We start from the raw sequence: 26408 nt of genomic DNA, 5'->3' as shown, positions 1-26408 counted from the left end.
GAATCCGGCGCCTGGACATGCTGATCCTTTCAGCCAGTCCGCCCACATTCGAAGAAGAGGGATACCACCATGAAACGCTGGATCAAATGGACCGCAGGCAGCGCGCTGCTGCTGGGCGTGATCGTTGTCGCCACCGCCGCCAGCGGCCTGTACCTGGCCGAGCAAAAGCGCAACCGCTACATCGACATCAAACCCCGCCCCGTGGCCTACACCACCGATGCGCAGACCATCGAGCGCGGACGCTATCTGTACGCATCGCGCGGCTGCACCGACTGCCACGGCGCACAAGGCACGGGCCGCGAGTTCGTCAACGATGGCAAGGGCACGCGCATCGTGGGGCCCAACATCACCCCCGCTGGCGTGGTGGCACGCTACCAGCCCGAGGACTGGAACAGCGTGATCCGCCATGGCGTCAAGCCCAACGGCCGCCCCGTGCTGGTCATGCCCAGCGAGGACTACAACCGCTTCACCAACGAGGACCTGAACGCCCTGGTGTCGTACGTACGCCAGTTCCCGCCGAAGGAAGGCGCGCAGGCCGTGATCGATCTCCCGCACCCTGCCTGGGTGCTGTATGGGCTGGGTGCGATTCCTGACGCGGCCTCGCGCATTGACCACCAGTTGGCGCCCTCGCGCCCCACCGCTGCTGGCGTAACGTTGGCCAATGGCCAATACGTGGCCAACATGTGCATCGGCTGCCATGGTGCCGACCTGTCGGGCGGCAAGATTCCGGGCGCGCCACCCGACTGGCCTGCGGCCGCAGACATCCGTCCTGGAACACACTCTGCGGGTACCGCCCTGGCCCGCTATCCCAACGCTGCCAGTTTTGTGTCCATGCTGCGCACCGGCAAACGACCGGACGGAACGCCCATCCAGGTCATGCCCTTCGAGTCGCTGGGTCAGTTGAGCGATGTGGATGCGCAGGCGCTGTACCTGTACCTGAACGCGCCCCCGGGCAGCGTGAAGCAGGAGGTGGGCAGCACCACGGCCGGCGGCCAGAAGAGCAGTGCCAACACCGTCCCCTCCGGGCCCGGCGGACTCAAGCTGCCTGGCTGACCTCGGAACCTCAGTGTGCCCTGCAGCAGGGCGGCCCATCAGAACCTGTTCAAAGTCTCAGACGAAGAAAGGGCGAAGCACTCCGCCCATTCATAAATGACTGCCCTGCTGGCCCGCCCCCGGTGGACCACCCGCTGGTGTGGCGGGTCAGCTGCCGGGGTGCTGATGGGCTGGGTGAGCAGAAACAGGGGCCAGGCTGTACGACCCCATGGGCCCGCCCGGGGTGTTGCCGGGGCCTGCGGGCGCAGCCGGGGGCGCACGCCGCACGCGGGGCACCACGCTGAGCTGCACGGTATCCAGCACCGGGCCGGGCACCACATTCAGCGCCTTGCGCGGCAGGTCCACCAGTTGTTCGGCATGCCACACGCGCACTTGCGCGGCACCATCGGGCACGCTGGCAAAACGGGCGATGCCGTCGCTGTCGGTCTTGAGCGTCCAGGCCGAATCGGTCACAAACACATGGCCGCGCATGGAGCCATGCAGATGGCAGCCCAGCAGCACCACGCCGGGCGTATCCAGCTTCACATCGGCAAAGTTGGCAGGCTTGCCATCGGCCTTGCCCGCCAGGCGCAGCTCGAAGTTGGAACTGGCCGCAGCCGGTGCTGCCGCGGCGGACGCCCCCGTGGGGTTGCCGCGTACATGGTGATCCCAGCGGTCCTGGTTAGTGAACCGCACGGTGGAGCCGGGCATGACCACCGTGACGGCAGGCACAAACCGCATGCGCTCCTGCTCGATGGTGGGACTGAGCTGCAGCAGGCTGGGGGCCGCAGCGGTGGTGGCGCTGGGGTACACCACCACCACGGCGTCGGGCACGGGCTTGCCGTCGCGGTCCAGCACCTGGATTTGGACATTTCCGGCCCAAGCGCTAGTGAATATTGCGCTGGCAGCTATGAAAAAAATAGCATTTTTCATCGTCTTAGTGTTTGGTGATCACATCGCGGTGCATGGGCGCCAACAAGGCCAGCAGGCGGTTTTGTTGAGCGAACGGTATGCCTTGGGCGTCCATGGCGCTTTGCAGCACCTCCACCAGGGCGTTGAAATGGCCCTTGTTGATGTCCATGTCGGCATGGGCCGATTTCATGTCAGCGCCTTCATATTTGCAAGGGCCACCGCTCAACTGGCAGAACTGGTCGGTCAGGCTCTCCTTGAGGGCGGCCGGTTTGGTGTCCTTGAAGTGGCCGCCAATGCGCGGGTCCTTGACCACGCGGTTCACAAAATCGTCCACCAGGCGGGTGATGCCCGGCTTTTCGCCCAGGGCCTGGTACAGGCCTGCAGGAGCTACAGGAGCGGCAGTGGCCGCCACCGGAGCCGCAGCGGTCTGCGCAAAGGCCGGGGCAGCAAGCAAGCCGCCCAGGGAGACGGCCAGGGCGATGAGGGTTTTGGAGTGCGTCATGACAATGTCCTCAGAAGGCGACTTGGGCCGACAGGTAGTAGCCCGTCTGGCGGCGGTTTTGGGTGATGCCGGGCACGATGCGGCCCAGGTCCACATAGGCCAACGTGAGCGACACGTTCTTGCTGGGCGCCCAGGCCACAAAGATGTCCTTCCAGTCGTCTTCGCGCAGCGCAGCACCCAGGCCGGCCGCAGCGCCCAGCGCCTGCAGGTTGTTGGGCTTGAAGCGGTATTCGGCGCCCACCGCCAGGTTCTTGTTGATCAGGTACGCCACCGAGAACTCGGGCTGCAGGCTGCGGCTGTTCTTGCCGGGCGCGGCCGAGCCAAAGCCCAGCAGGCCGTTCTGGTTGGCGTTGGTGTAGCGCAGCGTGCCGTTGACCAGCACGCTTTGCGCCAGCAGCAGCTTGGTGGCGCTCACGTACACATCAGTGCCGCTGGTTTTGGTGCCCAGAAAGTCCAGCACCGACCTGATGGAGCCCGGGTGCACCTGCTTGTGCTCCAGCCCCACCGCAATCTGGGGCATCCAGCTGTCGCTGTTGAGCACCGCGTCGCCCGCCACCTTGAGCTTGATGCCCAGCACGTCCATCTTGATGTGCTGGCCCGGCGTCACGCCAAACGGCGCAATGCCGTTGAGCGCGATGGCGGGCGAGGCATCAAAGTCCTGCCGCGCCAGCGACAGCTCCAGGCGGTCGTGCAGGCCCAGGGCCACGCCATAGCCGTTCAGGCTGTAGTCCTGCGTGGCCGCGCGGGTGGCATAGGCGCTGACGCCCACCTCGCCCTCGGTGGCGTTGCTGCCAATCACCGCCCAGGGAGTCAGCCCGCCACCGGCCGACCCAGCGATGGTGCTGACGCCACCGGTGAGCAGCAGCTTGCCGGTATCGGCCTGGGCCAGGCCGCTGACCAGGGTCAGCGCGGCGGCAGCCAGGAGGGGAAAGGGGGGCCTGTGGGTCATCGTGGTCTCCAGGGGGTGGGATGTAATGAGATGTTGCCATCTGGATACGCCCCCGGGTGCCCGGCGGATTCACGAATTTCCAAAAATGTTGCGCGGCGGTAGCAAACCGCTGCGCAGGTGCCCAGAGCGGCTCACAAAAATCAGCGAAGCGGCCCTGGCTAGGCGTTTCGCCGCAGGCAATACGAGTAGTACGACAAGGCGAGACAACGACGCCAGGGGAGTTTTGTCAGCTGCTCTTACAGCATCCGCTGGATCAGCTCGCCCTTGAACAGCACCGGCCCGGTGGGCCCCGTCTCGCTGGGCACGCCGCCCTTGGGCTCCAGGCTGATGGCCAAGGCGGGCACCTGGCGCACATCGGCCTCGCCGGCGGCCAGCTTGAGCAACTTGTCCTGGCCCAACACCCCCAGCGAGCGTGGCCCGCCCGCCGGTGGCAGTGCCCACAACTGCAGCGACTTGTCCGCCCCCTCCTGAAAACCGCCCACGCGTTGCAGCACCAGCTGGTTGTTCTTGGGGTCAAAGGTGACCAGCATGGAGGCGGCTGCCTTGTCGTCCGCCAGCACGGCCACGTACTGGATCTGGGGTGTGGCCTGCAGTTGCTGCTGCAGCGCGGCAATCTGCGCACCGGTGGTGGCACGCAAGCCCCCGTTGACCTGCACGCCCACCACCACCGCCGCCAGTGTGGCGATGGCCCCCGCAGCGGCCGCACCGCGCCACACCAGCAGGTTGCGCCACCAGCCGCCGGGGGCCTGGGCGGGCGCGGCCTGCCGGGCAGCCAGCATGGCCTGCTCCAGCTGGCCAGCCCGCACCAGGTTGTCAATACGCGTCCAGACGGCGGGCGACGGCGGCGCATGCGGTTGCAGCTCGGTCAGGCCTGACCAGCGGGTCTGCCACACCAGCGCGGCAGCGCGCACGGTGGCGTGTTCGCGGGCCAGGCTTTCAAATCGGCGGCGGGCGCCGCCGCGCAGTGTGCCCAGGGCGTAGCTGGCAGCCAGGCGGTCGAGCAGTTCGGGGTGTCGGGTAATGTTCATGGCAACCTCACGCAAAACGCGCCATGCAGGTGCGCAGCTGTTCCAGGCCCCGGCGGATCCAGGTCTTGACGGTGCCCAGCGGCAGCTTGAGTTGCTCGGCCAGCTCGCCGTGGCTCTGGTCGCGCAGGTAGGCCAGGCTTACTACCTCGCGCTGTTTGTGATCGAGCTTTCCCAGGCAGTGGTGCAGCGCAAAGGCCTGCTCGCTGGCATCGGCGACGTCCATGGGGTTGGGCATGTCGCCCTCCAGCGTCTGCGCCATCTCGTCATCCAGCTCGTTCATCAGATCGGACCGGTCGGTGGTGCGCTTGCGCAGGGCATCCAGCGCCCGGCTGCGCACGATCAAACCCATCCACGCCATGGGCGGACTCAGCGATGCACGGTAGCTGCCCGCGCCACGCCAGATGGTCAAAAACGCCTCCTGCAGCACATCCTCCGCCGCGTCGCGGTTGCGGACGATGCGCAGGGCCAGGCCAAAAAGCTGCGACGCGGTGCGCTCGTACAGCTTTTTCAGCGCGGAGTCGTCCTGCGCGGCGATGCGGTCTAGGAGGTCCATCAGTTCACTGTCTGGGTGGAGGGTGCTCATGCGCCCATTCTCGGGGATTGGTTGGGTGGGAGGTGCCTGCGGGGCTTTGCTGTGTGTGAATACGCCACTGCGGGCACTTTGGATGCGGCCGGGCACAAAAACAGTGCCCTGGCTCGGCAAATTGGTGTAGTCGGGGTATCGGGCACCCCAACCGCAACGGGCATGAATCCAGGCGGCGGGATCGTCCGTACTGCAAGAGTCACCTCTGCCAACAACGCTCGCGCTTTCCACCCCATGCTGCCCGCCATGCCTCTGCCTCGCCCACTGTTCCCTGTTCATTGGGTTGCCGTTGCGGCCACCTTGGTGTGGGGGGCCCACAGTCCCGCTGCAGCCCAGTCGGTGGAGCGTGGTGCTGCGCTGTATGCAGCGCATTGCAGCAGTTGCCACAGCCCTGACCAGCATGGAGACGGCCCGGCACACCGGGGCGTGGTGGGGCGCCGCGCTGGCGCCCTGAAGGACTTTGACTACTCGCCGGCCTTGCGCGCCAGCAAGATCCTGTGGACGCGGGCCACGCTCAAGGCCTGGCTGACGGACCCCGAGGCGCTGATCCCCGGCCAGGCCATGGACTACCAGCTTGACGATGCGCAGGACCGCGAGGACGTGGTGGCCTATCTGGCCACGCTCAAACGCCTGCCCGCACCTGTGCCTGTACCTGTACCTGTACCGTTGCCAGCAGCAAGGTAAAGCGCATTCCGCCGCTCAGGCCGTGGGATACGTGCCGGGCAGCAGGATCGACGAATCCACGTTGTTGATGTTGGTGTGGCCGCAGAACGCCATCGTGATGTCCAGCTCTTTCTGGATGATCTGCAGGGCCCGCGTGACGCCCGCCTCGCCGTAGGCACCCAGGCCATACAAAAAGCTGCGGCCGATCAACGTGCCCTGCGCGCCCAGCGCGCGGGCCTTGAGCACGTCCTGCCCGCTGCGGATGCCGCCGTCCATCCACACTTCGATGTCCTTGCCGGCCGCAGCGGCAATGCCGGGCAGCGCCGCGATGGAGGACGGCGCGCCATCGAGCTGGCGACCGCCGTGGTTGCTGACGATGAGCGCATCGGCACCGCTGTTCACGGCCAGGCGCGCGTCCTCGGCGTCCATGATGCCTTTGAGGATCAGCTTGCCGCCCCAGCGCTTTTTGATCCATTCCACATCGCCCCAGTTGAGCTGCGGGTCGAACTGCTCAGCCGTCCACGACGACAGCGACGACAAATCGCCTACGCCCTTGGCGTGGCCGACGATGTTGCCGAAGCTGCGGCGCTTGGTGCCCAGCATGCCCAGGCACCAGCGCGGCTTGGTGGCCAGGTTGATGAGGTTGGCGATGGTGGGCTTGGGTGGGGCCGAGAGGCCGTTCTTGATGTCCTTGTGGCGCTGGCCCAGGATCTGCAGGTCCAGCGTGAGCTGCAGCGCCGAACAGTTGGCGGCCTTGGCGCGGTCGATCAGGCGGTTGATGAAGTCGCGGTCGCGCATCACGTACACCTGGAACCAGAACGGATGGCGACCCGTGTGTTCGGCAATGTCCTCGATGGAGCAGATGCTCATGGTCGAGAGCGTGAACGGAATGCCAAACGCCTTGGCCGCCTTAGCGCCCAGGATCTCGCCATCGGCATGCTGCATGCCGGTGAGGCCCGTGGGCGCAATGGCCACGGGCATGGCCACATCCTGACCCACCATGGTGGTGCGGGTGGTGCGGCCTTCCATGTTCACGGCCACGCGCTGGCGCAGCTTGATGCGCTGGAAGTCGCTTTCGTTGGCGCGGTAGGTGCCCTCGGTGTACGAGCCCGAATCGGCGTAGTCATAGAACATGCGCGGCACGCGGCGCTGGGCAATGACACGCAGGTCTTCGATGCATGTGATTTTGGACAGGTTAGGCACGCAGGCTCTCCGGTATGGGAAATGCGCCAAATGGTAGGCGGTGGCGCGGGGGGCAGCCATCAAAATTTTTTCGACGGCTTGCAACAAATTTCCAGCAGAGGGGTCAGGTCGCCCCGCCTTGCGCGCCAGCTACTGGGCCGTGGCCGCCAGGTCCGGCTCTGGCAACACCGCCTCGGGCTCGGCGTCAGGCCCCCGGTACAGCATGAAGCGCATGCGGCCACCACGCTTGGCCGCGTACATGGCTCCGTCGGCATGGCGCGACAGCTCGTCGAAGGTACTGCCGTGCTGCGGGAACAGTGCAATGCCGCCGCTCACGCCCACCCGCACCGGCTGCCCGGCCAGCTCAAACGCAGCGTCGCAGGCCGCCAGAATCTTGCGCGCCACCAGGCAGGCGGGCTCCACCCCGTCCAGCCCCGGCAACAACACCACAAACTCGTCGCCCCCTTGCCGGCACACGGTGTCGGACGCGCGCACGGCCGCCTGCAGGCGCTGGGCAAACTGCACCAGCAGGATGTCGCCCACGTCATGGCCCAGGCGGTCGTTGACCTCCTTGAAGCCGTCCAGGTCCAGGTACATCACTGCCAGCGACTTGCCTTCGCGCCGCGCCTGCGCCATCGCCAGCTGGGCACGGTCCTGCAGCAGCACGCGGTTGGGCAGGTCGGTCAGTGCGTCGTACTGGGCCAGGTGGGCCATGCGCTCGGCCATGGCCACGGCCTCGGTCACGTCACGCAGCACGGCCACCGCACCGGTCACCACACCATGGCGGTCCGTGATGGCGCTGGCCGTCTCCTCCACCTGGAAGCGCTGGCCGCTGGTGCGGTGCACCAGCACGCCCCGCACGGGGTCTGTGGCAGCACCTTGCTGTATGGCGGTGCGCAGCGTGTTGGGCAAGGGCTCGTCGTTGTCGGGGCTGCGCAGGCTCACCACCTCGTCCACGTTGTGCCCGGCCGCATCAAACGCCTGCCAGCCCGTGAGACGCTCAGCCACGGGATTGAGGTAGGTCACCATGCCCCTGGCGTCCGAGCAGACCACGGCATCCCCGATGGATTGCAGCGTGAGGCGCACGCGCTCTTTCTCGTCGAACAGCTCGTTCTCCATGCGCTTGCGCTCGGTGATGTCCGTCACTTGCACAAAGAGCCCGGTGACCACGCCGCGCGCGTCGGTGTCCGGCAGGTAAGACACGATGCTGTGGCGCGGCAGGCCCTGGGGTCCCTCGTCCGTGCGTTCAAACCGTTGCGGCGCCCCCGACAGCGCCAGGTCGTAATAGGGCTTGCTGGCCGCATACCGGGCCTCGCTCAGCAGCTCGCTGATGTGGCGGCCCCGCACTGGTGCCGGGTAGGTGCCAAACTCCTCCAGCGCTGCGCGGTTGGCAAAGCGGTTGCGCATACCGGCATCCCAGTAGGCAATCATGGAGGGCACGTTGTCCAGGGTGGTGCGCAGGTCGTGCTCGGCCTCGGTCAGGCGCGCCGACACCTCCTGGCGCAGCAGCAGCTCGCGCACAAACAGCAGGGCCAGCCCCAGGCAGCCCAGCATCAGCATTACGGCAAAACCGCCCAGCACCAAGGCGCTGCTCCGCCACTTGGCCAGGATGGTGTCGGTGGACTGGGCGACGTTCAGGATCAGCGGATAGTTGCCCACGGGCCGGAAGGAATACAGGCGCTCAATCCCGTCAAGCGCCGCTACACCGACGAACGATCCCGCGCCCTCGGTCTGGAAGCGCACCAAATTCGGAGTGCCTGCGATGGATTTGCCAACGTCGGCGTCTCCGTAGGGAAACCGGGAGATCACCACCCCGTCCTGCCGGAAGAGGTTGATACCGCTGTTGTTTCCGAGATCCAAAGACCCATACAGCTCTTTGAAATAACTCAGACGAATAGCCCCCACCACCACCCCGGCAAAGCTGCCATCGGAGTGGTAGTAGGCACGAGAAATGGGCAGGATGTTGAGGCCCGTCACCCGCGAAGGCACGGGCTTGCCGAAGAACAGCCCCTGCTGGCCTTGCTCGCGGAACGCCAGAAAGTAGTCACGGTCGGCAAAATTGGCCTTGCGGGGCTCCAGGGAGCCCGAGTCCAGAATGACGTTGCCCTGCGCGTCCAGCACCAGCACATCGCCTGCGCCACGCGCGCGCAGCGAGTTGTCGAACACCACCCGCGCGCGCAGGTCGGGGGGCAAGGCCCAGACCTCGGGGCGTGCCACCTCGCGGGCCACGCCTTCCAGAGATTTGTCAAACGAATCGAGCGACCATGCCAAGCCCTGCTCCAGGGTGCGGGCCAGGTTGGCATTGGTTTGCTCTGCGTAGCTCCACTCGTCGTTGCGAATGGTCCAGATGGTGCGCGCAAACAACGCACCAATGCCCAGAGCCACCAGCAAGGCCAGCCAGATCAGGCGGTGAGAGAAAAACTGGCGGAGCGATGGCATAGGGATAGTTTGTAACTATTTTAAACAGCCGCCTTAGCTGAGACTTAGCACCAAGGCACACCGTATTCCTCGGGATTGGCGGCGTCAATGCGCACCTGCCCGGGTGGGTGCGGCCACCACACCGGCGCCGCGCACCTCCAGCCGCACCTCGTCCAGTACCGTGCCTTGGGCGTCGGTGATCTGCACCACATGCCGGCCCGGCCAGGGCAGCCAGGGCACCCGGGCCCCACGGCCCAGCGGTTTGCCGTCCAGCCGCCACTGCACCGCATCGCGCGTGGCGGTGAACTGCAGGCGCTGACGCGCGGGCGGAATGTCCGGGTCCAGCGCAATCACCGTGCCGGATGCCGGGGCAGTGATGCGCGCCGGGGCGGCGGCAGAAGCCGATGCAGCCTCTACAGGGGTACGGGCGGTATTTTTGGAGGTTTTTGGGCCAGATGCGCCAGTGCCATATGCCTCGCCAGCTATTGAATCCATAGCAAACAACGGCTGCTGCGTGCCGGGAACAAACCACTCGTCGCGCGCGGCCTCCAGCGGCTGGGGTGCGCCCGCGCCTGACGACGGCCCTGGGCCGAACCGTACGGCCGCCCGCACCAGCCCCTGAGGGGCCTTGGGCGCACGGCTGGGCTCGCGGGCGTGCAGAAAGCCCATCACCGCTGCCCAGATGGGTGCCGCGCCGCTGGTGCCGCTGACCTCGTGCATGGCTGCGCCGCTGGCGTTACCCACCCACACGCCCACGGTGTAACGCTCCGACCACCCCACGGCCCAGTTGTCGCGCATGTCCTTGCTGGTGCCGGTTTTCACGGCCGCCCAGAAGCGGGTGGCCAGCACGCTGTCGGTGCCAAAGGTGCGTGCGCGTGCATTGCCGTCGGACAGGATGTCGCCCACGATGAAGGCGGCGCGTGGGTCGATGGCGGACGTGAAGCGGGGCTTGGCATCGGCCGGGGCTACGGTGACCTGCCGCCCGCCGTTGGCGAGCGTGCCTGCAACAGGACTCGCCCGCCCGCCGTTGGCGAGTGTGCGGAAGGCATTGGTCAGGTGCAGCAACGGCACCTCGGGGCTGCCCAGTGCCAGGCTGTAGCCAAAGTAGTCGCCACTTTCGCGCAGCGGCATTCCGACAGCGCCGAGCTGGCGATGGAAGGCATCGGGCGTGACCATGACCAAGGTGCGCACCGCCGGCACGTTGAGCGACGCCGCCAGCGCCGTGCGCACCGACACCCAGCCCTTGAACTGGCGGTCATAGTTCTGCGGGATGTAGAGCCCCCCCGCCGTGGTGATCTGCGCGGGAGAATCCTCTACCAACGAGGCCGCTGTGAGCCGCCGCTCTGCAATCGCCTGGGCATACAGAAAGGGCTTGAGCGTGGAGCCCGGCTGGCGCAGCGCCAGCACCCCATCGACCTCGCTGGCCTGGCTGAGCTGGCCGGACGACCCGACCCAGGCCAGCACGGCGCCCGTGGCGTTGTCCAGCACCAGCACCGCGCCGTCTTCCACATGGCGCCCGCGCAGCTCGCGCAGGTGCTGCTGCAGGCTCTGCATGGCAAAACGCTGCAACGGTGCGCGCAGGGTGCTGGTCACCCGCTCGGGCACGGCGCTGTCCTTGTCCCGCTGGCGCAGCAGGTAACGCGCAAAGTGTGGCGCCACACCCTCGCTCGCATCGAACGCGCGGCGTTGCAATGCGGCCGTGGTGAACAGGTCCAGCGCATCGCAGTCCACGCGCGCCGCTGGTGCAGCAGGCAAGGTGGGGGTGGAGGGGCGCTGCTGCATGTCGCGCAGCACCCCGCAAGCGCGCTGCGCCACCAGTGCGGGCCGAGCATTGGGCGCGCGCACCAGGGCCGCTGCCACTGCGGCTTCGCGGTCGTCCAGCCCGTGGGCCGCCTTGTCAAACAGGGTGCGGCTCAGGGCGTCGATGCCCACCAGCTCGCTGCGGAACGGTACGAGGTTGAGGTACGCCTCCAGGATCTGGTCCTTGCGCCAGCGCCGGTCCAGCACCTGGGCAGCCACCGTCTGGCCCACCTTTTGCACCACCGTGCGCCCGCCGGGGCCCTGGCGCCAGTCACCGTCGAGCAGGCCAGCCAGTTGCATGGTGATGGTGCTGGCACCGCGCGTGCGCTGGTTCCACAGGTTGCCCCAGGCGGCGGCCGACGCGGCACGCCAGTCCACCCCGCTGTGTTCAAAAAAGCGCTTGTCCTCGCTCAGCACCAGCGCCTGGCGCAGCGCGGGCGACACATCGGCCAGCGGCACCCACTGGCCGCGCCGCACGGTGGCATCGGTGCGCAGGCGCTGCAGCACCTCGCCTTCGCGCGAGAGGATCAGGGTGTCCGACGGCTTGAAGTCCGCGCGCACCTCGTCAAACGTGGGAATGGCCCAGACGCCCGAGGCGCAGGCCGCCAGCACCAGCGCAGCGGCCTGCGTTCGCAGGCGCAAGGTGAAGAAGAAATCGAAGGGAAGGAACACAAACGCGCAGAGATAAAAAAAGCGCCATCAGCGCGCTGCGCGCAGGCGCACGGCGTCGCACCAGCGCTGCGCCACGCTTGGCACGGTGACACACACCGCGTCGTGCGTGGCGGTGGTAACGGCGCGCTCCAGCAGCTGGATGTCGGCCTCGTGCTGGCGCGCCACATGCGGGTCCTCAAAAAAAACGGCGCGGTGGCAACGGCGCTCTAGCACCAGGTCGGCAATCTGCGCGTCGCCACCCAGCGGCCCGCTGTTGAAGCGCTGCACCCAGGGCTGCCCCTCGGGCCAGCCCTTGCTCCACGCCAGGGCGTTCAGTCGCTGGCCCGTGGTGCCGGTGGCCACCCGGTGGCAAAACTGCGACAGCACATCAAAGTTGCAATCGGCAAAGTCGATCATCGCCTGTTTGCATGCGTCGTGCGCAATCAGCGCCAGCGTCTGGTTGCCATGGTCATGAAACCTGTCGGCCTGTGGGTCGGGCGCCAGCCCGGCGTGGATGCGCTCCATTTCGATCCAGTCGCGTGCGCTGGCCACGGTGGAGAGAAACGGCTTGCCATGGATCACGCACTGCCGCTTGAGGGCCAGCGCCTCGGGGAAGATGGAAGAAGGGTCCACGGGGTCGGTGAGGTAAATCGCGCCATCGAGCGTGCGCCCTTCCCCCATGCCCACCACCTCTGCCACCACTTTCATCAGCCCACCGTCGCGCCCGTACGGATAGCGCACCAGCAGGCGGTACCCCTGCAGCATGCCCGCAGCGACGATGGCATCGTGCGTGCGGCCCACGGCGTGCAGACCCAGCTGCAGTTCCCGGATGCCCGCCTCGCAGGCGCGCAACCAGGCAAAGAGCGCCGCGTCTTCGGTGTGGTGGTGCAGGCGGTTGGCAGCGAGACCCAGGATCATGGCGGGTTGACTTTCTGAAAACGAAGGGATCGAAGCATCATAAGAACGTGTTTGCGACTCAGCGGTCGGAGTGTTCACGGTCAAACCGCCCCTCGGCCTCGGTCAGGTGGCGCAGCAGCACGTGCGAGATCAGGTTGACGCCGATGCCGCCGAACACCACCGGCAGCAGGTACAGCGCAATCGTCAGCTCGGAACTGAACCACGCATCGTCGGCCAGCGACGGCGTGCTCTTGGCCTGCGCGGCGATGGACTGCAGCAGGTACACATCCACGCCCGCAATGAGCACCAGCGCCACACCAAATCCCAGCACCGCCCAGCGCGAGATCGACCGGGTGACCAGCAGCAGCGCATAGATGCCCACCGGCAGCACCAGCGAGAACCCCACCAGCAGCCAGAACCGCAGCTCCAGAAAGACGCTGAGGCTCATGGCATGAAGGCCTGGGGTGGGCGATGGGCAAGGCGGTGCATGGCGGCGTTATGACAGAGTGGCGTTGGAGCGTCGCAGCTTATTTGGCCACCTGCACCTTCACCCGTGCGTTGGGCAGTTCACCAAACATCTCGGGCGCATACATGGCCTCGACGCGGCTCGGCGGCAGCGCAAAGTCGCCCGCGTTGTTCAGGCGCACGGTGTACTCCATCTTGACGGTGCCCTTGGGCAGGTACTCGTAGTAGCTGCGGAAGGACTCGAAGCTGCGCTCCTCGAACGCGGGCCAGCCCGCGCCGGTCTTCTTTTCGCCCTGCGTGGCGATCTCGGAGTCGCGACCCAGGCCGCTGCCCAAAATGGTGGCGCCGCCGGGGATGGGGTCGGTGATGGCCACCCAGGTCATGTCGGCTGTGGCGTTGACCTCCAGCGTCACGCGCAGCACGTCGCCGCGTGTGTACTGGCCGGCGGGCAGCGACTTGTTGGCCTGCTCCACCGGGGTGATGGTCTTCTTGATCGCATAGCCCGCCGCGAACGGCGCCTTGAGATCGATGGCCGCCACCGACTGCAGCGTGAGCCACGGCTTGCCCGGGCCCTGGTGCGTGACGGCCAGCTGCTCATTGCCGCCCGTCTTGCCTGCAGCACTAGACCATGGCAGGAACATGCCGTTGTTCTTAAGGTTGCCGGGCGATGCGGGCGCGCCAAACCAGGTGATCTGGTTGGGAGCACCGGTGGCGTCCGATGCCTTCACGCGGTCCACCTTGCTCCAGTCCACGCTGGCGGTGTTGCCGCCCATGCTGGCCTTGGTGGTGCCCGACACCGGTGTGGCCTCGAACTTGGCGCTGAATTTTTCCAGCGCCAGGCCGCCCCACAGGTTGGCCGTGGTGGTGTGCCAGGCGCCCGCCTGCTGGCGGCTGATGAAGCCGTTGGCCAGACGGCCCATGTCGTCCTTCCAGGCCGGGTCGTCCATCACGGCCAGCATCAGGCGGGCGGTGTTCACGTCGCCGTTCTGCATCAGCCACCACCAGTAGTCGTCCTGTTCGTTGCTGAAGATGAGCTTGGTGCCCTGGAACGACAGGCGGCCGCGCAGGATCTGCATCGCCTCGGCCAGGCGCTTGTCGCGTTCGGGCACATCGGCCACGCGCCTCAATACATTCACCCAGTCGATCACCGTGTGGGTGGGCCACTGGTTGGGCGCGATGGTGATGCTGCTCACCATGCGGCCCTGGGCCTTGCCGTAGCGCGACAGCGCTTCGAGCGCGGCCACCTTGCGCATGTCCAGGTCCTTGCGCGGGCTCCAGAAGTTGCGCTGGATGCGGCCTTCCACAAACGCGATCAGGCCACGCTCCATGGGCGCGCGGGCTTCGTCGGGCAGGGCAAACGCGGGGTTGATGCTGGCGGCCTCGTGCGTGGCGGCCAGCACATAGGCCGTGAGGGTGTCGCTGCCCCGGTTGGCGTCGCCGTCGCGCGGCGGGAAGTAATTGGCCAGGCCATCGCTGTCGAGGTACGTGGGCAACTGCGCCACCACGGTCTGCCACAGCGCGCCGTCGCGCAGGCCCACGGCCTTGCTGGTCTTTTGCTCCAGGCAGGCAAACGGGTAGCGGGCCCACCAGTCGCGCACGCCGGGCAGGCCTTCGGCCAGCTTGGGCTGCAGCGACATCTTGAGGCCTCCCCGGCCGGGCAATGCGTCGGCGGGGGGGTTCACGTCGAGGTTGTAGCTACCGTCCACCTGCACCAGCGTGGCCTGCTGCACCGTGAGCGGCACCGCCTGCACGATGCGCTGGCGGGCCTTGAGGGCGTCGCGGGCGCCGCTGACCTGGTCCTTGGCTTCGATCTCCCACAGGATGGCCTCGGCGCGCGTTTGCGCCAGCTGCGCTGGGGCGGTCACGTCCCAGGCCACCTCGCGCGCCTCTTCGGCCGGGATGTCGATGGTCTGCGGCTTCAGGTCCAGCAGCGTGGCGCGCGGCGCCACCTCCACCTTCATCGCGGCCTTGGTGGTGTTGCGCAGCGTGATCTGCGCGCGGAACTGGTCGTCCTCGCGCACCAGCGGTGGCAGGCCGCTGATGATCTGCAGGTCTTGCGTGGCACGGATGCTGGTGCTGCCGGTACCGAACAGGCCGGTGGACGCATCGGCCACCGCCACGATCTTGAAGGTGGTCAGTGCATCGTTGAGCGGCACCGTCACCTTGGCCTGGCCATTGGCGTCGAGCTTTAGTGCAGGCTCCCACAGCAGCAGGGTGTCCAGCAGCTCGCGCGTGGGCGACTTGCCGCCGCCGCCACCAGCAGGCACGGCCTTCTTGCCGTAGTGGCGCCGACCGATGATTTCCATCTGCGCGGTCGAGGTCTCCACGCCCCAGCTGCGGCGCTGCAGCATGGCTTCGAGCAGGTTCCAGCTGTTGTTGGGCATCAGCTCCAGCAGGGCCTGGTCCACAGCGGCCAAGGCCACTTCAGCATTGGCGGCGGGCTTGCCGCCCGGCAGCGTGGCGGTGATGGTGACCTGGGCCTTGCCGCGCACGGCATAGCTCTCCTTGTCGGCCTGCACCTTCACATCGATCTGGTGGGCCTGCGTGCCCACGCGAATTTCGGCCACGCCCAGGCGGTAGGCGGGCTTGGACAAGTCCACCAGCGCCGTGGGTGCCTGGTATTCCTTGCCTTCGTACCAGAACGAGTTCCACCACTCGCGCGGCGCCTTGAAGCCCCAGGTGAAGAAGCTGTACCACGGCACCTCGCGCAGGCGGCCGCGCAGGGCCAGCACGCTCACGTACACGTTGGGGCCCCAGTCGGGCTGCACCTTCAGGCTCACCGTGGGGTCCTGGCCGTTGAGCTGCACCACCTGCGTGTCTATGATGCCCTCGCGCTCCACGGCCACCAGGGCCGTGGCAAAGCGGAACGGCATGCGCACCTGGAACTTGGCGGTCTCGCCGGGCTGGTAGCTCTTCTTCTCGGCCAGCAGGTCGATGCGGTCGTGGTCTTCGCCACCAAACCACAACTCGCCCTGGCGCGTCACCCACACCGACGACGCGGCCACGCTGGTATTGCCGTCCTTGTCGGTGGCCGTGGCCACCAGCTCCACCTCGCCCGCCTCGTCGAGCTTGGCCTCGCACAGCAGCAGGCCGCGCGCGTCGCTCTTGCCGGTGCACAGCGTGCCCAGGTCTTTGGTTTCGGTCTGGTTGTCGTAGCTGTAGAAGCCGCCCACCATGCGCTTGCGCGTGGTGGTGGTGATGCGTGCCACCGCCTGCACCTGCAGCGAGGTGTCGGCCGCCGGCTTGCCGTTGTGCTGCAGCGCCAGCGCCTGGAAGCGAATCTTCTGGCGCGCAGACACCCAGCCTTCGGTCTTGATGCCCGCGACCACCCCGGCGGGCCACAGCGTCTGCGTGCTGCGCAGGGTCTGCACCTCGCCATTGGGGTCGGCATAGGTGGCCTCCAGCAGCAGCTCCTGCGGCTGGCGCGACTGGGGCACGTTGTCGATGGTGACCTTGCCCGCACCGTTCTTGTCCAGCGTGAGCGGCAGCTTGTCGGCAATCACGCGCGCGTCCTGGCTGGCGGAGGCCTCTTCGTCGTCGCTGTTGGCATTGCTCTGCTCGCGCTTGCGGGGCGGGCTGAAGCGGAAGGTGTCGTAGTCGCTGAACTCCAGGGACTTGCCGCGCACCAGGGCTGACACGCGCACCGGCAGGTTGGCTGCGCCACCACCGGCCACGTAGTTGATCTGCACGTCGGTGGGCACCGAGCGCACACGCACCAGCGCCTTTTTATCGACCGGGGCAATGCGCCCCTCCAGCACAGGCAGGCGGAACTCCTCCACCCGGAACGAGCCCGACGCAATGTTGCCGTTCATCGTGCCATTGCCCGCAAATTCGACCTGGTACACGCCCAGCTTGGCTGCTGGCGGAATGGCAAAAGTGCTTTGCGCACTGAGCCCGCCGGTGGCCGTGCCGCGCCACACCAGGGGCTGGGTGAACTGCTGGCCGCTGCCCAGGTGGGTGATGACCAGGGTGTCGGGACGCGATGCCGACAGGGCAAAACCCTGGCGCGTTTCGGCGCGCAGCAGGTGTTTCATCGACACGGTTTCGCCTGCGCGGAACAGCGTGCGGTCAAAGATCGTGTGGGCGCGCTCGTCCGGCGATGGAGACCGGCTGGTGGGCACATTGAAGCGCCAGGGCTCGATGCCGCGCTGCCAGTCGCTCCAGGTGAAGGCCATGTCCTCCACGCCATCCACGCCCTTGTGGCGTGCGCTCACAAAGTACGACTGACCGGCCTCCTCCTCAGAATTGGAATTGCAGCCGGGCGGTTCGGACGAAAGGCCCTCCACACGGGCAATACCCTGTGCGTCGGTCACGGCCTGCGCCAGTTCGTTGCCTCGGCAGTCCGACACGCGCACCGTGGCGCCCTGCACGGGCTGGCCCTTGTCCAGCGTGGTGACCCAGGCCATGGCGTTTTCGCGGCCGAGCTTGAAATGCACCCCCAGGTTGGTCACCAGCGCCGAGGTGCGCACATACATCGTACGGCCTTCGCCATGGCGGTCGTCCAGCAGCGAGGCGCCGAGCTTTTGCGACGCGATCTCCACCACATGGAAGCCGGGCGTAAGCGGAATGCCCACCACCTCAAACGGACGCGGGTCGTTGCTCGCGGGCTTGGGCAGGTCCAGCGTCTTGACGCCGCCCTTGCCCGCCAGCAGCGACAGCATGCGCGACTGCACGTACTCCTTGTCGTCATCCAGCACCTTGGGCAGGGGGCCGGTCACGTCTTGGCGCGCCTGCTTACGGTTCACCACATAGTTGTCGTAGCGCTGCACCTTGCGGAACCAGGCAATGATGTCCGCGTCGGTGCGGGGCTTGAGCGTGCTCACCTTGCCCGCTGGCGCGCTGGCTGTGGCGGTGCCCGCCTGCAGGCCCTGCACACGCAGGGCAGCCTCCACGTTGCGCAGCGTCACGGGCAGCAGCGCAGGCGGGTTGTCGGACGCGGGGCCTTCGGCAAAACGCTCCACGATGCCAAACGGAGCCGCCGCAAACTTGGCCAGCGGCGGCATGCCACCGGTAGACACCTTGAGCGGGAAGTTGTCCGCATTGCGCAACGGGCGGCCCGAGGCGTCCTTGAAGTCCTTGGGCAGCTCGATGGTGAAGGCCGTGTTCTCGGCCAGCGGCGCGTTGAACTGCAGGCTGTTGACCAGGGCATCGGCCTGGGCGCCTTCTGCGCCGCCGTCGATCTGGGGCTTGAGGGTTTCCTTGGCGGACTTGAGGCGAATGGCTGCGGCCAGCTTGCGCGGCACAGGCGCATTGAACGACAGCGTCATCGGCCGGATGGGCAGACAGGCCGCCTGGGCGTTTTCACGCTCGCAGTTGAACTCGGCCGAGAACGGCTCGCGCACCTTGAAATCGAAGCGCTTTTCCACCGTGTTGGCCACGCCGCTGGGCGTTGCCACACCCTTGCCGAACACGATCTGAATGCGCGAGCCGGAGGTGAACCGGCGGTTGCAGGCCAGCGTGGCAAACGACAAGGGATCGCGTGCGGCGTCTTTCTCAAGCCCCAGGCCCTTGAGGATCTCGGCGCGCTGGGCTCCTTCGATCAGGCGCACGGGGATGCGCTCGCCCACGCCTTCGGCCGTGCACCACACGTTGGCCTGCACGCTGGCCGTGGTGGCGGCGCCGTTGAGGAACAGCACAAAGAACTGCTCCTCGTCGATCTGCTCGTAGGTGCTGGGGCGGAGGTTCTGCACAAACGGCCCGCCGCTATTGAACTGATAGCTCTTGGCGCCCGTCAGCTCTGCGCCAGCGGCCGATTTGAAGCCTGGCTTGACGCTGGCGGTGCATCGCACGCCCGGCGGCAGGTCGCGCTCGAAGTCAAACACCCACTCGCGCTCGCCGGTCCAGCGGCCCGTGCCCTTGGTGACGCTGGCGTCGCTGCAGCTCAGGCTCAGCGGCGCGGGCGCCTTGGGGTCGCCGAAATTGACCGCAGCGCTATCGAACTTGGCCACCACCTGGCGCACGCGCGCCACCTCGCCCTGGGGCGAGAAGCTGGTGATCTGCAGGGCCTGGGCCCCCCAGGCCACCAGAGACAGGCTGGCGGCCAACATCCATTTTTTTGCGTTCACGCTATCCCCTCCGAAGGAACCGGCAAGCGTAACAAAGTGCCATGTCGCGCGGGTGTGTGTTGCAAGCACTTACGTATCGAGCGGGCCCGTGGGTATCTCCTGTGCATGACGACGTGCCGATGGGGCCGTGTCCTACCCGCTGCCCCTGCTCAGCGCCCAAAGATGACGGCTTCGTTTTACCCCACGCACCCTCAGGAGCGCCCATGGCACGACCCCCTACCTCGCGCAGCGCGGCCCACAAATCGCCGTCTGCCCTGCCCTCTTCCACCCAGTCCGACAACTTTCGCGGCAATGCGGGCGAACTGCAGCAACAGGCTGGCGGCAAGCACCCGGTACTGACCACGCAGCAGGGCATTCCGGTCGCCGACAACCAGAACTCGCTGCGCGCGGGGCCGCGCGGCCCGGCGCTGCTGGAAGACTTCATCCTGCGCGAGAAGATCACCCACTTTGACCATGAACGCATTCCCGAGCGCATCGTGCACGCACGGGGCACAGCGGCCCATGGCTTCTTTGAACTCACGCATTCGCTCAAAAAGTACACCACCGCCAAGGTGTTGACCGAGATCGGGGTGCAGACCCCTGTGTTCACCCGCTTTTCCACCGTGGCCGGTGGCGCGGGCTCGGTGGACACACCGCGCGACGTGCGCGGGTTTGCCGTCAAGTTCTACACGCCCGAAGGCAACTGGGACCTGGTGGGCAACAACATCCCCGTGTTCTTCATCCAGGACGCAATGAAGTTCCCGGACCTGGTGCACGCCGTGAAGATGGAGCCCGACCGAGGCTTTCCGCAGGCCGCCAGCGCGCACGACACGTTCTGGGATTTCGTCTCGCTCATGCCCGAAACCATGCACATGATCATGTGGGCCATGAGCGACCGCACCATCCCGCGCAGCCTGCGCATGATGGAAGGCTTTGGCGTGCACAGCTTCCGCCTGCTGAATGCAGCGGGTGAGAGCACGTTTGTGAAGTTCCACTGGCGGCCCAAGCTGGGCATCCAGTCCACCGTGTGGGATGAGGCGGTCAAGCTGCAGTCGGCCGACAACGACTTCCACCGGCGCGACCTGTTCGAGTCCATCGAGGCGGGCGACTTCCCCGAATGGGAGCTGTCGGTGCAGTTGTTCACCGAGGAAGACGCCCAGCGCTTTCCCTTTGACCACCTGGACCCCACCAAGCTCATCCCCGAAGAACTGGTACCCCTGCAACCGATTGGCCGCATGGTGCTCAACCGCTGGCCCGACAACTTTTTTGCCGAGACCGAGCAGGTGGCGTTCTGCCCCGCCAATGTGCCGCCGGGCATCGACTTCAGCAACGACCCGCTGCTGCAGGGCCGCCTTTTCTCGTACCTGGACACACAGCTATCGCGCCTGGGCGGGCCCAACTTTGCGCAGATCCCCATCAATGCGCCCAAGTGCCCGTTCCACAACATGCAGCGCGACGGCCACATGCAGATGCAGGTGCCCAAGGGCCGCGTCAATTACGAGCCCAGCAGCCTGCAGGGCGACACGCCCCGTGCCTCGCTGGCGCAAGGCTTTCGCCACGTTGCCCAGGCAGACGACGGCGTGAAGGGCCGCGTGCGCCCCGAGAGCTTTGCCGACCACTACAGCCAGGCGCGCATGTTCTACCGCAGCCAGAGCCCGCTGGAGCAGGCGCACATGGCGTCGGCGCTGGTGTTCGAGCTGTCCAAGGTGGGCACACCCCATGTGCGCGAAGCGGTGGTGGGCCATCTGCTGCATGTGGATGCTGACCTGGCCCAGCGGGTGGCCGACGGCCTGGGTCTGCAAACCCTGCCGCCCGCCCCCGCCACCACCGAGCCGGTGCAGGACCTGCCCCTGTCGCCCGCGCTGCGCATCATCGACCGCATGAAGCCCACGCTGCAGGGCCGGTGCATCGGCATTCTGGTGGCCGATGGCTCCAACGGCACCTCGGTGGCCAACCTGCGCAAGGCGCTGGAGAAAGTGGGCGCCACCGTGAAAATCGTCGCGCCCAAGGTGGGCGGCGCCATGCTGAAAGACGGCACGTTGCTGCCCGCCGACGGCCAGCTGGCGGGCACCCCGTCGGCAGTGTTTGACGCCGTGGCCTCCATCCTGTCGCCCGACATGGGCGCACAGCTGGCCAAGGAGGCGGCGGCCGTGGACTGGTTCCGCGACGCGTTCGGCCACCTCAAGGCCATTGCCGCCTGCAAGGGCACCCGGGCCATCCTGCAGGCCGGTGGCATCGAGCCCGATACGGGCGTGGTGGACCCGGCCGATGTGCAGGGCTTCATCGCCGCCGCCCAGACCCGCCAGTGGGACCGCGAGCCCCAGGTCCGCACCCTGGCCTGACCGCATTGCCCCCTTTTTTTCACCCACCACCCAAGGAGTCACCATGCCCAAAAGCCACTACGACAGCCATCAACTCGACGACCTCGTCCTGCAGATGATGGAGACCGAACTCGGCGGCGAACAGGTGTACCGCACCGCCATCACCTGCGCCATCAACCCCGACCTGAAGAAGGAATGGGAAGGCTACCTGGAAGAAACGCTGGCGCACCAGAACGTGGTGCGCGGCATCTGCGATGCGCTGGGCCTGGACCCCGATGCGCAGTCGCCCACGCGGGCTGTGGTCAAGCACATTGGCACCTCCCTGGTCCAGGCGATGCAGCTGGCCAAAAAGTCGAGCACGCCAGAGGCCGCACAGCTGGTGGCCTGCGAATGTGTGGTGCATGCCGAAACCAAGGACCACGCCAACTGGGAGCTGCTGGGCCAGGTGGCCAAGGTGGCCACGGGCGATGTGGGCCACACCCTCAAGGTGGCCCACAAGGCGGTGGAAAAAGACGAGGACCACCACCTGTACCACACCAAGGGCTGGTGCCGCGAACTGGCCATTCAGGCCCTGGGCATGCCCGCCGTGCTGCCCCCGCCCGAAGAGGTCAAGAACGTGGAGACCGCCATCGGCGCATCGCGCGCCGAGCAGCAGCGCACGGCCATGCTGTGACCAGGTTGCGGACTGAACGGCAACCTTGCGACAGGCTGCACTCCTAAAAATATAGCTGCAAGCGCTTGATGTACTAGCGCCTGCAGCTATTTTTGTTGGATATCGGCAAAACCCGCCTCTCACGCCGATGGCGTGGAGGTCTCCGGCGGCGGCTCGGCAACTCCCGGGGCTTCGGCCAGTATCGCCAGCCCTTTGCCGCTGCGCTTGCTGGTGTACAGCGCCCGGTCCGCCCGGTCCATGAGCGCCGGCATCGACTCCACCGCAGGGCCCTGGAACAACGCCACCCCAATGCTCGCACCGGTCAGCACGTGTTGGCCACTGTCCAGTCCGATGGGTGCCACCAGCGCTGCCAGCACCTTCTGGGCCATTTCCATGGCGGCCTCGGGGGACGCCACGGCGTTCAGCACCAGGGCAAATTCGTCGCCACCCAGGCGGGCGGCGGTGTCATTGGCGCGCGCCAGTCCGGCCAGACGCTGCGCCACACGCACCAGCACCTGGTCGCCACTGCCATGCCCCAGACTGTCGTTCACGGCCTTGAAGCCATCCAGATCCACCAGCAGCAACGCGCCAGCACGGTGGTCGCGGTAGGCCGTCAGCACCGCCTGCGACAAGCGGTCTTCAAACAGGCGCCGGTTGGGCAAGCCTGTCAGGCGGTCATGGCTGGCCAGGGCCAATACCTGCTGGTGGGCGCGCACCAGCCGCGCGCTCAACAGCCCCAGCACCAGCGCAAACGCATAGGCCAGCATCACCACCAGCACGGGTGCGCGGCCTGCCGCTCCCCAGCCGCCGGTAGGGACCGCGCCCAGAATCCAGCTGCCGCCACCCGGCAAAGGCACATCGAGCGTGGCGGGCTCCTCGTCGAACAACTGGGGGCGGCCGATGAACACCGCGCCCTGCGCGCCCATCGCGTCCAGGCCACGTGCCGCCACCTGAAAGCCCATCTGATCAGAGTTCAGGCCCACATCGGCGAACAGGGTGTCGGCATTGACGGTGAGCGACACGATGCCCCAGTAACGGGCCCCGCCCACCGGTGCGCGCCCCGGCGGATGCGCCAGAAACACCGGCGTGCGGCTGATGATGCCCAGCCCCCCTTGCACCAGAGGAATGGGGCCCGCAACGACCGTGCGGCGGGTCTGGATGGCGCGCTCCACCGCGCCACGCTGCTGCGGGTTGTCCAGGTACCGCAGGCCAATCGCCCGCTCGTTGCCCACGCGCGGGTACACGTCGCTGATGACGTTGTCGGGCGCCAGGGCCAGGTTGCGGATATTGCGCTGGTGCTCCAGCAGGCGGCCCACCACGGTGGCAAAGATGTCGGGCGACATGCTGCCTTGTGCGGCAATGAAGGCGGACACCGTTTCAGGCACCGACAACGTGCTCTGCAATTGCCGGTCCAGGCGGTCGCGGATCTGCAGCAGGTGGCTTTGCGCTTGCGCGGCAATCTCGGCGCGTGCCTTGGTGTGCGAGATGTCGATGACCACCCAGGCCAGCAAGGCAGCCAGTGTGCTGCTGCACACGCCCACCGCAAGGGGCAGGTACCGGTGATGGATCCAGTTCGAAGGAAGGCGGCTGGTGGGCATGAATGAGGTCCGGGGTGGGTGCCGGATGGTGCCATGGTCTGCGCAGGCCAGCCAGCACCGAATGCGCAGACGCTGAACGCGCGGATAACATCCAGGTTGGTCGGGCCAAAGGCCTCACGTCGGCCCCTCAGGGGACGCACCGCCCGCGCTGCGAATCCGGGCGGAGTCAGGTGTATGACCCGCCGCCAGTTTGACGGCCCTTACTGCGCCACAAACCCGCTGGTCTTGATGATGCGCGTCCAGGCTTCGGTGTAGGCCTTTTCGCGCGTGGCCAGCTGCTGGGGCGACATGTAGCCCACCGTGAGGCCCATGGCCGTGAGGTGTTCCCGCACATCGGGCTGGGCCACCACCTTGGCCAGCGCGTTCGAGAAGTCGGTGATGAACTTTTGCGGCGTGCCGGTGGGGGCGTAGATGCCGTAGTACGGCAGGTCTTCAAAGCCTTTGAGACCCATCTCGTCGAACGTGGGCACGTCGGGCATGGAGGCCTGGCGCTTGGTGCCCAGCACGCCCACCACACGCACCTTGCCAGCCTTGTGGTTTTCCATGAAGTCCTGCACCGAGGCCACGCCCGCGCTGATCTGGTTGCCCAGCATGTCGGCCATCATGGGGGCGCTGCCCCGGTAGGGTGCAGACACCAGGTCCAGCTGGTACTTCTGCCCGATCAGCTTGACCAGGAACTCCGGCGTGGACGCCGGGGCAGGAATGCCCACGGCCCCCTTGCCGCCGCCCGAGGCCTTGACCCAGCCCACGTACTCGGTGAAGGACTTGGCCGGCGTGCCGCCCGACACGGCAAACGCGTTCACAAACGTGGCAAAACCGCCCACCGCCACAAAGTCGCGCGCGGGTTCGTAGCCGGGGTTCTTCACCACCTGGGGCAGGATGGAGATGGTGTGGTCGTGCGTGAGGAACAGCGTGGTGCCATCGGGCGCTGAGGCCTTCAGGGTCTGCGCGGCAATCTGGCCGCCCGCGCCGGGGCGGTTTTCCACCACCACGGGCTGGCCCAGCTCGTCCTTGAGCTTCTCGGACAAGGTGCGCGCAATGGCGTCCGTGCCACCGCCGGGCGGAAAGCCCACGAGCAGGCGAATGGGCTTGGCCTGCTGGGCAGACGCCAGGCCCACGGCCAGTGCGGCCCCCACAAAAGCACTGGTGCGCACAAGGCGAGACAGCAGGCTACGGCGAGAAGTTGTCATGAAAAAGCTCCAGGGTAGAAGGTCAAGCGGCGGTGCAAGGATCAGGCCAGGCGGGCGCGGTGGCAGGCCAGCTGGGCACGCACCTGCGCTGGGGCGGTACCGCCCAGCGTGTTGCGGGCGTTGAGCGAGCCGCGCAGGCTCAGGCACTCGTACACATCCTTCTCGATGGCGGGGTGGAAGCCCTGCAGCACGTTCAGGGGCAGCTCCGACAGATCGCAGTTGTGCGAGGTTGCGGCCTTGACGGCGTGGGCCACGGTTTCGTGCGCGTCGCGGAAGGGCAAGCCCTTTTTGACCAGGTAGTCGGCCAAGTCAGTGGCGGTGGCGTAGCCCTTGAGCGCGGCCTGCTCCATGGCCTGGGCGTTGACGGTGATGCCGCCCTCCTTCTTGCCCGTGGCAGGGTTGAGCTGGCCGCCGACCATCTCGGCAAAGATGCGCAGCGTGTCTTTGAGCGTGTCCACGGTGTCGAACAGCGGCTCCTTGTCTTCCTGGTTGTCCTTGTTGTAGGCCAGGGGTTGGCCCTTCATCAGGGTGATCAGGCCCATCAGGTGGCCGACCACGCGGCCGGTCTTGCCGCGCGCGAGTTCGGGCACGTCGGGGTTCTTCTTCTGCGGCATGATCGACGAGCCGGTGGTGAAGCGGTCGGCAATCTTGATGAAGCCGAAGTTCTGGCTCATCCAGATGATGAGTTCTTCCGACAGGCGGCTCACGTGCACCATGCACAGGCTGGCGGCGGCGGTGAATTCGATGGCGAAGTCGCGGTCGCTCACAGCGTCCAGGCTGTTTTGGCAGACGCCGTCCATTCCGAGCGTCTTGGCGACGCGTTCGCGGTCCAGCGGGTAGGTGGTGCCGGCCAGCGCCGCGCTGCCCAGCGGCAGCACATTGGTGCGGCGGCGCACGTCAGCCATGCGCTCGGCATCGCGCTTGAACATTTCCACATAGGCCAGCATGTGGTGGCCAAAGCTCACGGGCTGGGCCACCTGCAGGTGGGTGAAGCCGGGCAGGATCACGTCCACGTTCTGCTCGGCCACATCGACCAGCGACACCTGCAGTTCTTTCAGCAGGTCGCCAATCAGATCAATCTCGCCGCGCAGCCACAGGCGCACGTCGGTGGCCACCTGGTCGTTGCGGCTGCGGCCGGTGTGCAGGCGCTTGCCCGCGTCGCCCACCAGCTGGGTCAGGCGGGCTTCGATGTTGAGGTGCACGTCTTCCAGGTCCAGCTTCCACTCGAAGGCGCCGGACTCGATCTCCTCTTTGATCTGCGCCATGCCGCGCTGGATGGAGGCGTGGTCTTCGGCGCTGATGATGCCTTGCGCGGCCAGCATCTCGGCGTGGGCCAGGCTACCTGCAATGTCGGCCTGCCACAGGCGCTTGTCGAAGAACACGCTGGAGGTGTAGCGCTTGACCAGGTCGCTCATGGGCTCGGAAAACAGCGCCGACCAGGCCTGGGCCTTGGTGTCGAGCTGGTTGTGGGACGGCGCAGAGTCGGCGCTGGTGGCTTGGGCTTTGGACATAAGGAGGGCA

Annotated in this window: 18 protein-coding genes; 4 read left to right on the top strand and 14 right to left on the bottom strand. The window is 66.8% G+C overall.

Features of this window, described 5'->3' with window-relative positions; genetic code table 11:
* Positions 1-69: 69 nt before the first annotated feature.
* Entirely contained in the window at positions 70-1053 is a 984-nt protein-coding gene (locus ACODSM_RS03045) for a c-type cytochrome (protein ID WP_291441447.1), read from the top strand.
* 147 nt (positions 1054-1200) lie between these two features.
* On the opposite strand, the gene ACODSM_RS03040 is transcribed toward ACODSM_RS03045, so the two are convergent.
* The 5 genes from ACODSM_RS03040 to ACODSM_RS03020 all read right to left on the bottom strand — a co-directional run bounded on the left by ACODSM_RS03040 (position 1201) and on the right by ACODSM_RS03020 (position 5006).
* Positions 1201-1890, bottom strand: coding sequence for a cupredoxin domain-containing protein (locus tag ACODSM_RS03040; RefSeq protein ID WP_121943463.1), 690 nt, complete (start codon positions 1888-1890; stop codon positions 1201-1203).
* Between the two features lie 79 nt (positions 1891-1969).
* Positions 1970-2446, bottom strand: coding sequence for a group I truncated hemoglobin (locus ACODSM_RS03035; protein WP_488804292.1), 477 nt, complete (start codon positions 2444-2446; stop codon positions 1970-1972).
* 10 nt (positions 2447-2456) lie between these two features.
* Positions 2457-3395 (bottom strand): DUF3034 family protein, encoded by a 939-nt coding sequence (locus tag ACODSM_RS03030; protein ID WP_488804291.1) that lies wholly within the window; start codon positions 3393-3395, stop codon positions 2457-2459.
* A gap of 236 nt (positions 3396-3631) precedes the next feature.
* Positions 3632-4423 (bottom strand): anti-sigma factor, encoded by a 792-nt coding sequence (locus tag ACODSM_RS03025; protein WP_488804290.1) that lies wholly within the window; start codon positions 4421-4423, stop codon positions 3632-3634.
* Between the two features lie 7 nt (positions 4424-4430).
* Positions 4431-5006 (bottom strand): RNA polymerase sigma factor, encoded by a 576-nt coding sequence (locus ACODSM_RS03020; RefSeq protein ID WP_488804289.1) that lies wholly within the window; start codon positions 5004-5006, stop codon positions 4431-4433.
* A 246-nt stretch (positions 5007-5252) separates the two neighbouring features.
* On the opposite strand from ACODSM_RS03020, the gene ACODSM_RS03015 reads away from it, so the two are divergent.
* On the top strand, positions 5253-5690 hold the full coding sequence (locus ACODSM_RS03015; RefSeq protein ID WP_488804288.1) for a c-type cytochrome: 438 nt from the start codon (positions 5253-5255) through the stop codon (positions 5688-5690).
* Positions 5691-5705: 15 nt separating this feature from the next.
* Here the strand turns inward: ACODSM_RS03015 and ACODSM_RS03010 are convergent, their stop codons facing one another.
* From ACODSM_RS03010 to ACODSM_RS02985, 6 genes are all read right to left on the bottom strand, one after another.
* A complete protein-coding gene (locus tag ACODSM_RS03010) occupies positions 5706-6872 on the bottom strand; it encodes an alpha-hydroxy acid oxidase (RefSeq protein WP_060986680.1) in 1167 nt (388 codons plus the stop codon).
* A gap of 129 nt (positions 6873-7001) precedes the next feature.
* The gene (locus ACODSM_RS03005; RefSeq protein WP_488804287.1) at positions 7002-9290 is read right to left on the bottom strand and encodes a sensor domain-containing diguanylate cyclase; all 2289 of its coding nucleotides are present in this window, start codon (positions 9288-9290) and stop codon (positions 7002-7004) included.
* A gap of 84 nt (positions 9291-9374) precedes the next feature.
* Positions 9375-11705, bottom strand: a complete 2331-nt coding sequence (gene pbpC / locus ACODSM_RS03000; protein WP_488804441.1) for a penicillin-binding protein 1C — start codon at positions 11703-11705, stop codon at positions 9375-9377.
* A gap of 63 nt (positions 11706-11768) precedes the next feature.
* Complete coding sequence (locus tag ACODSM_RS02995) at positions 11769-12638, bottom strand: methylglyoxal synthase (protein WP_488804286.1); 870 nt, start codon at positions 12636-12638, stop codon at positions 11769-11771.
* A gap of 58 nt (positions 12639-12696) precedes the next feature.
* A complete protein-coding gene (locus ACODSM_RS02990) occupies positions 12697-13065 on the bottom strand; it encodes a hypothetical protein (RefSeq protein ID WP_015013149.1) in 369 nt (122 codons plus the stop codon).
* 79 nt (positions 13066-13144) lie between these two features.
* A complete protein-coding gene (locus tag ACODSM_RS02985; protein ID WP_488804440.1) occupies positions 13145-19129 on the bottom strand; it encodes an alpha-2-macroglobulin family protein in 5985 nt (1994 codons plus the stop codon).
* 221 nt (positions 19130-19350) lie between these two features.
* On the opposite strand from ACODSM_RS02985, the gene ACODSM_RS02980 reads away from it, so the two are divergent.
* Together ACODSM_RS02980 and ACODSM_RS02975 are read left to right on the top strand one after the other, a co-directional pair.
* Entirely contained in the window at positions 19351-21468 is a 2118-nt protein-coding gene (locus ACODSM_RS02980; protein ID WP_488804285.1) for a catalase, read from the top strand.
* A gap of 43 nt (positions 21469-21511) precedes the next feature.
* Complete coding sequence (locus ACODSM_RS02975) at positions 21512-22120, top strand: hypothetical protein (RefSeq protein WP_488804284.1); 609 nt, start codon at positions 21512-21514, stop codon at positions 22118-22120.
* Between the two features lie 119 nt (positions 22121-22239).
* On the opposite strand, the gene ACODSM_RS02970 is transcribed toward ACODSM_RS02975, so the two are convergent.
* The 3 genes from ACODSM_RS02970 to argH form a co-directional block, all read right to left on the bottom strand.
* Positions 22240-23697 carry a diguanylate cyclase domain-containing protein gene (locus ACODSM_RS02970; RefSeq protein ID WP_488804283.1) on the bottom strand — a complete coding sequence of 486 codons (1458 nt, stop codon included), beginning with the start codon at positions 23695-23697 and terminating at the stop codon, positions 22240-22242.
* A 200-nt stretch (positions 23698-23897) separates the two neighbouring features.
* Positions 23898-24887, bottom strand: coding sequence for a Bug family tripartite tricarboxylate transporter substrate binding protein (locus ACODSM_RS02965; RefSeq protein WP_110959426.1), 990 nt, complete (start codon positions 24885-24887; stop codon positions 23898-23900).
* Between the two features lie 41 nt (positions 24888-24928).
* A complete protein-coding gene (argH, locus tag ACODSM_RS02960; RefSeq protein WP_488804282.1) occupies positions 24929-26398 on the bottom strand; it encodes an argininosuccinate lyase in 1470 nt (489 codons plus the stop codon).
* Positions 26399-26408 lie beyond the last annotated feature (10 nt).

It is taken from the genome of Acidovorax sp. FG42 (genome assembly GCF_057809195.1).
Note: the sequence above shows the minus strand (reverse complement) of the source record. Positions and strands in the feature narration are given on the sequence as shown.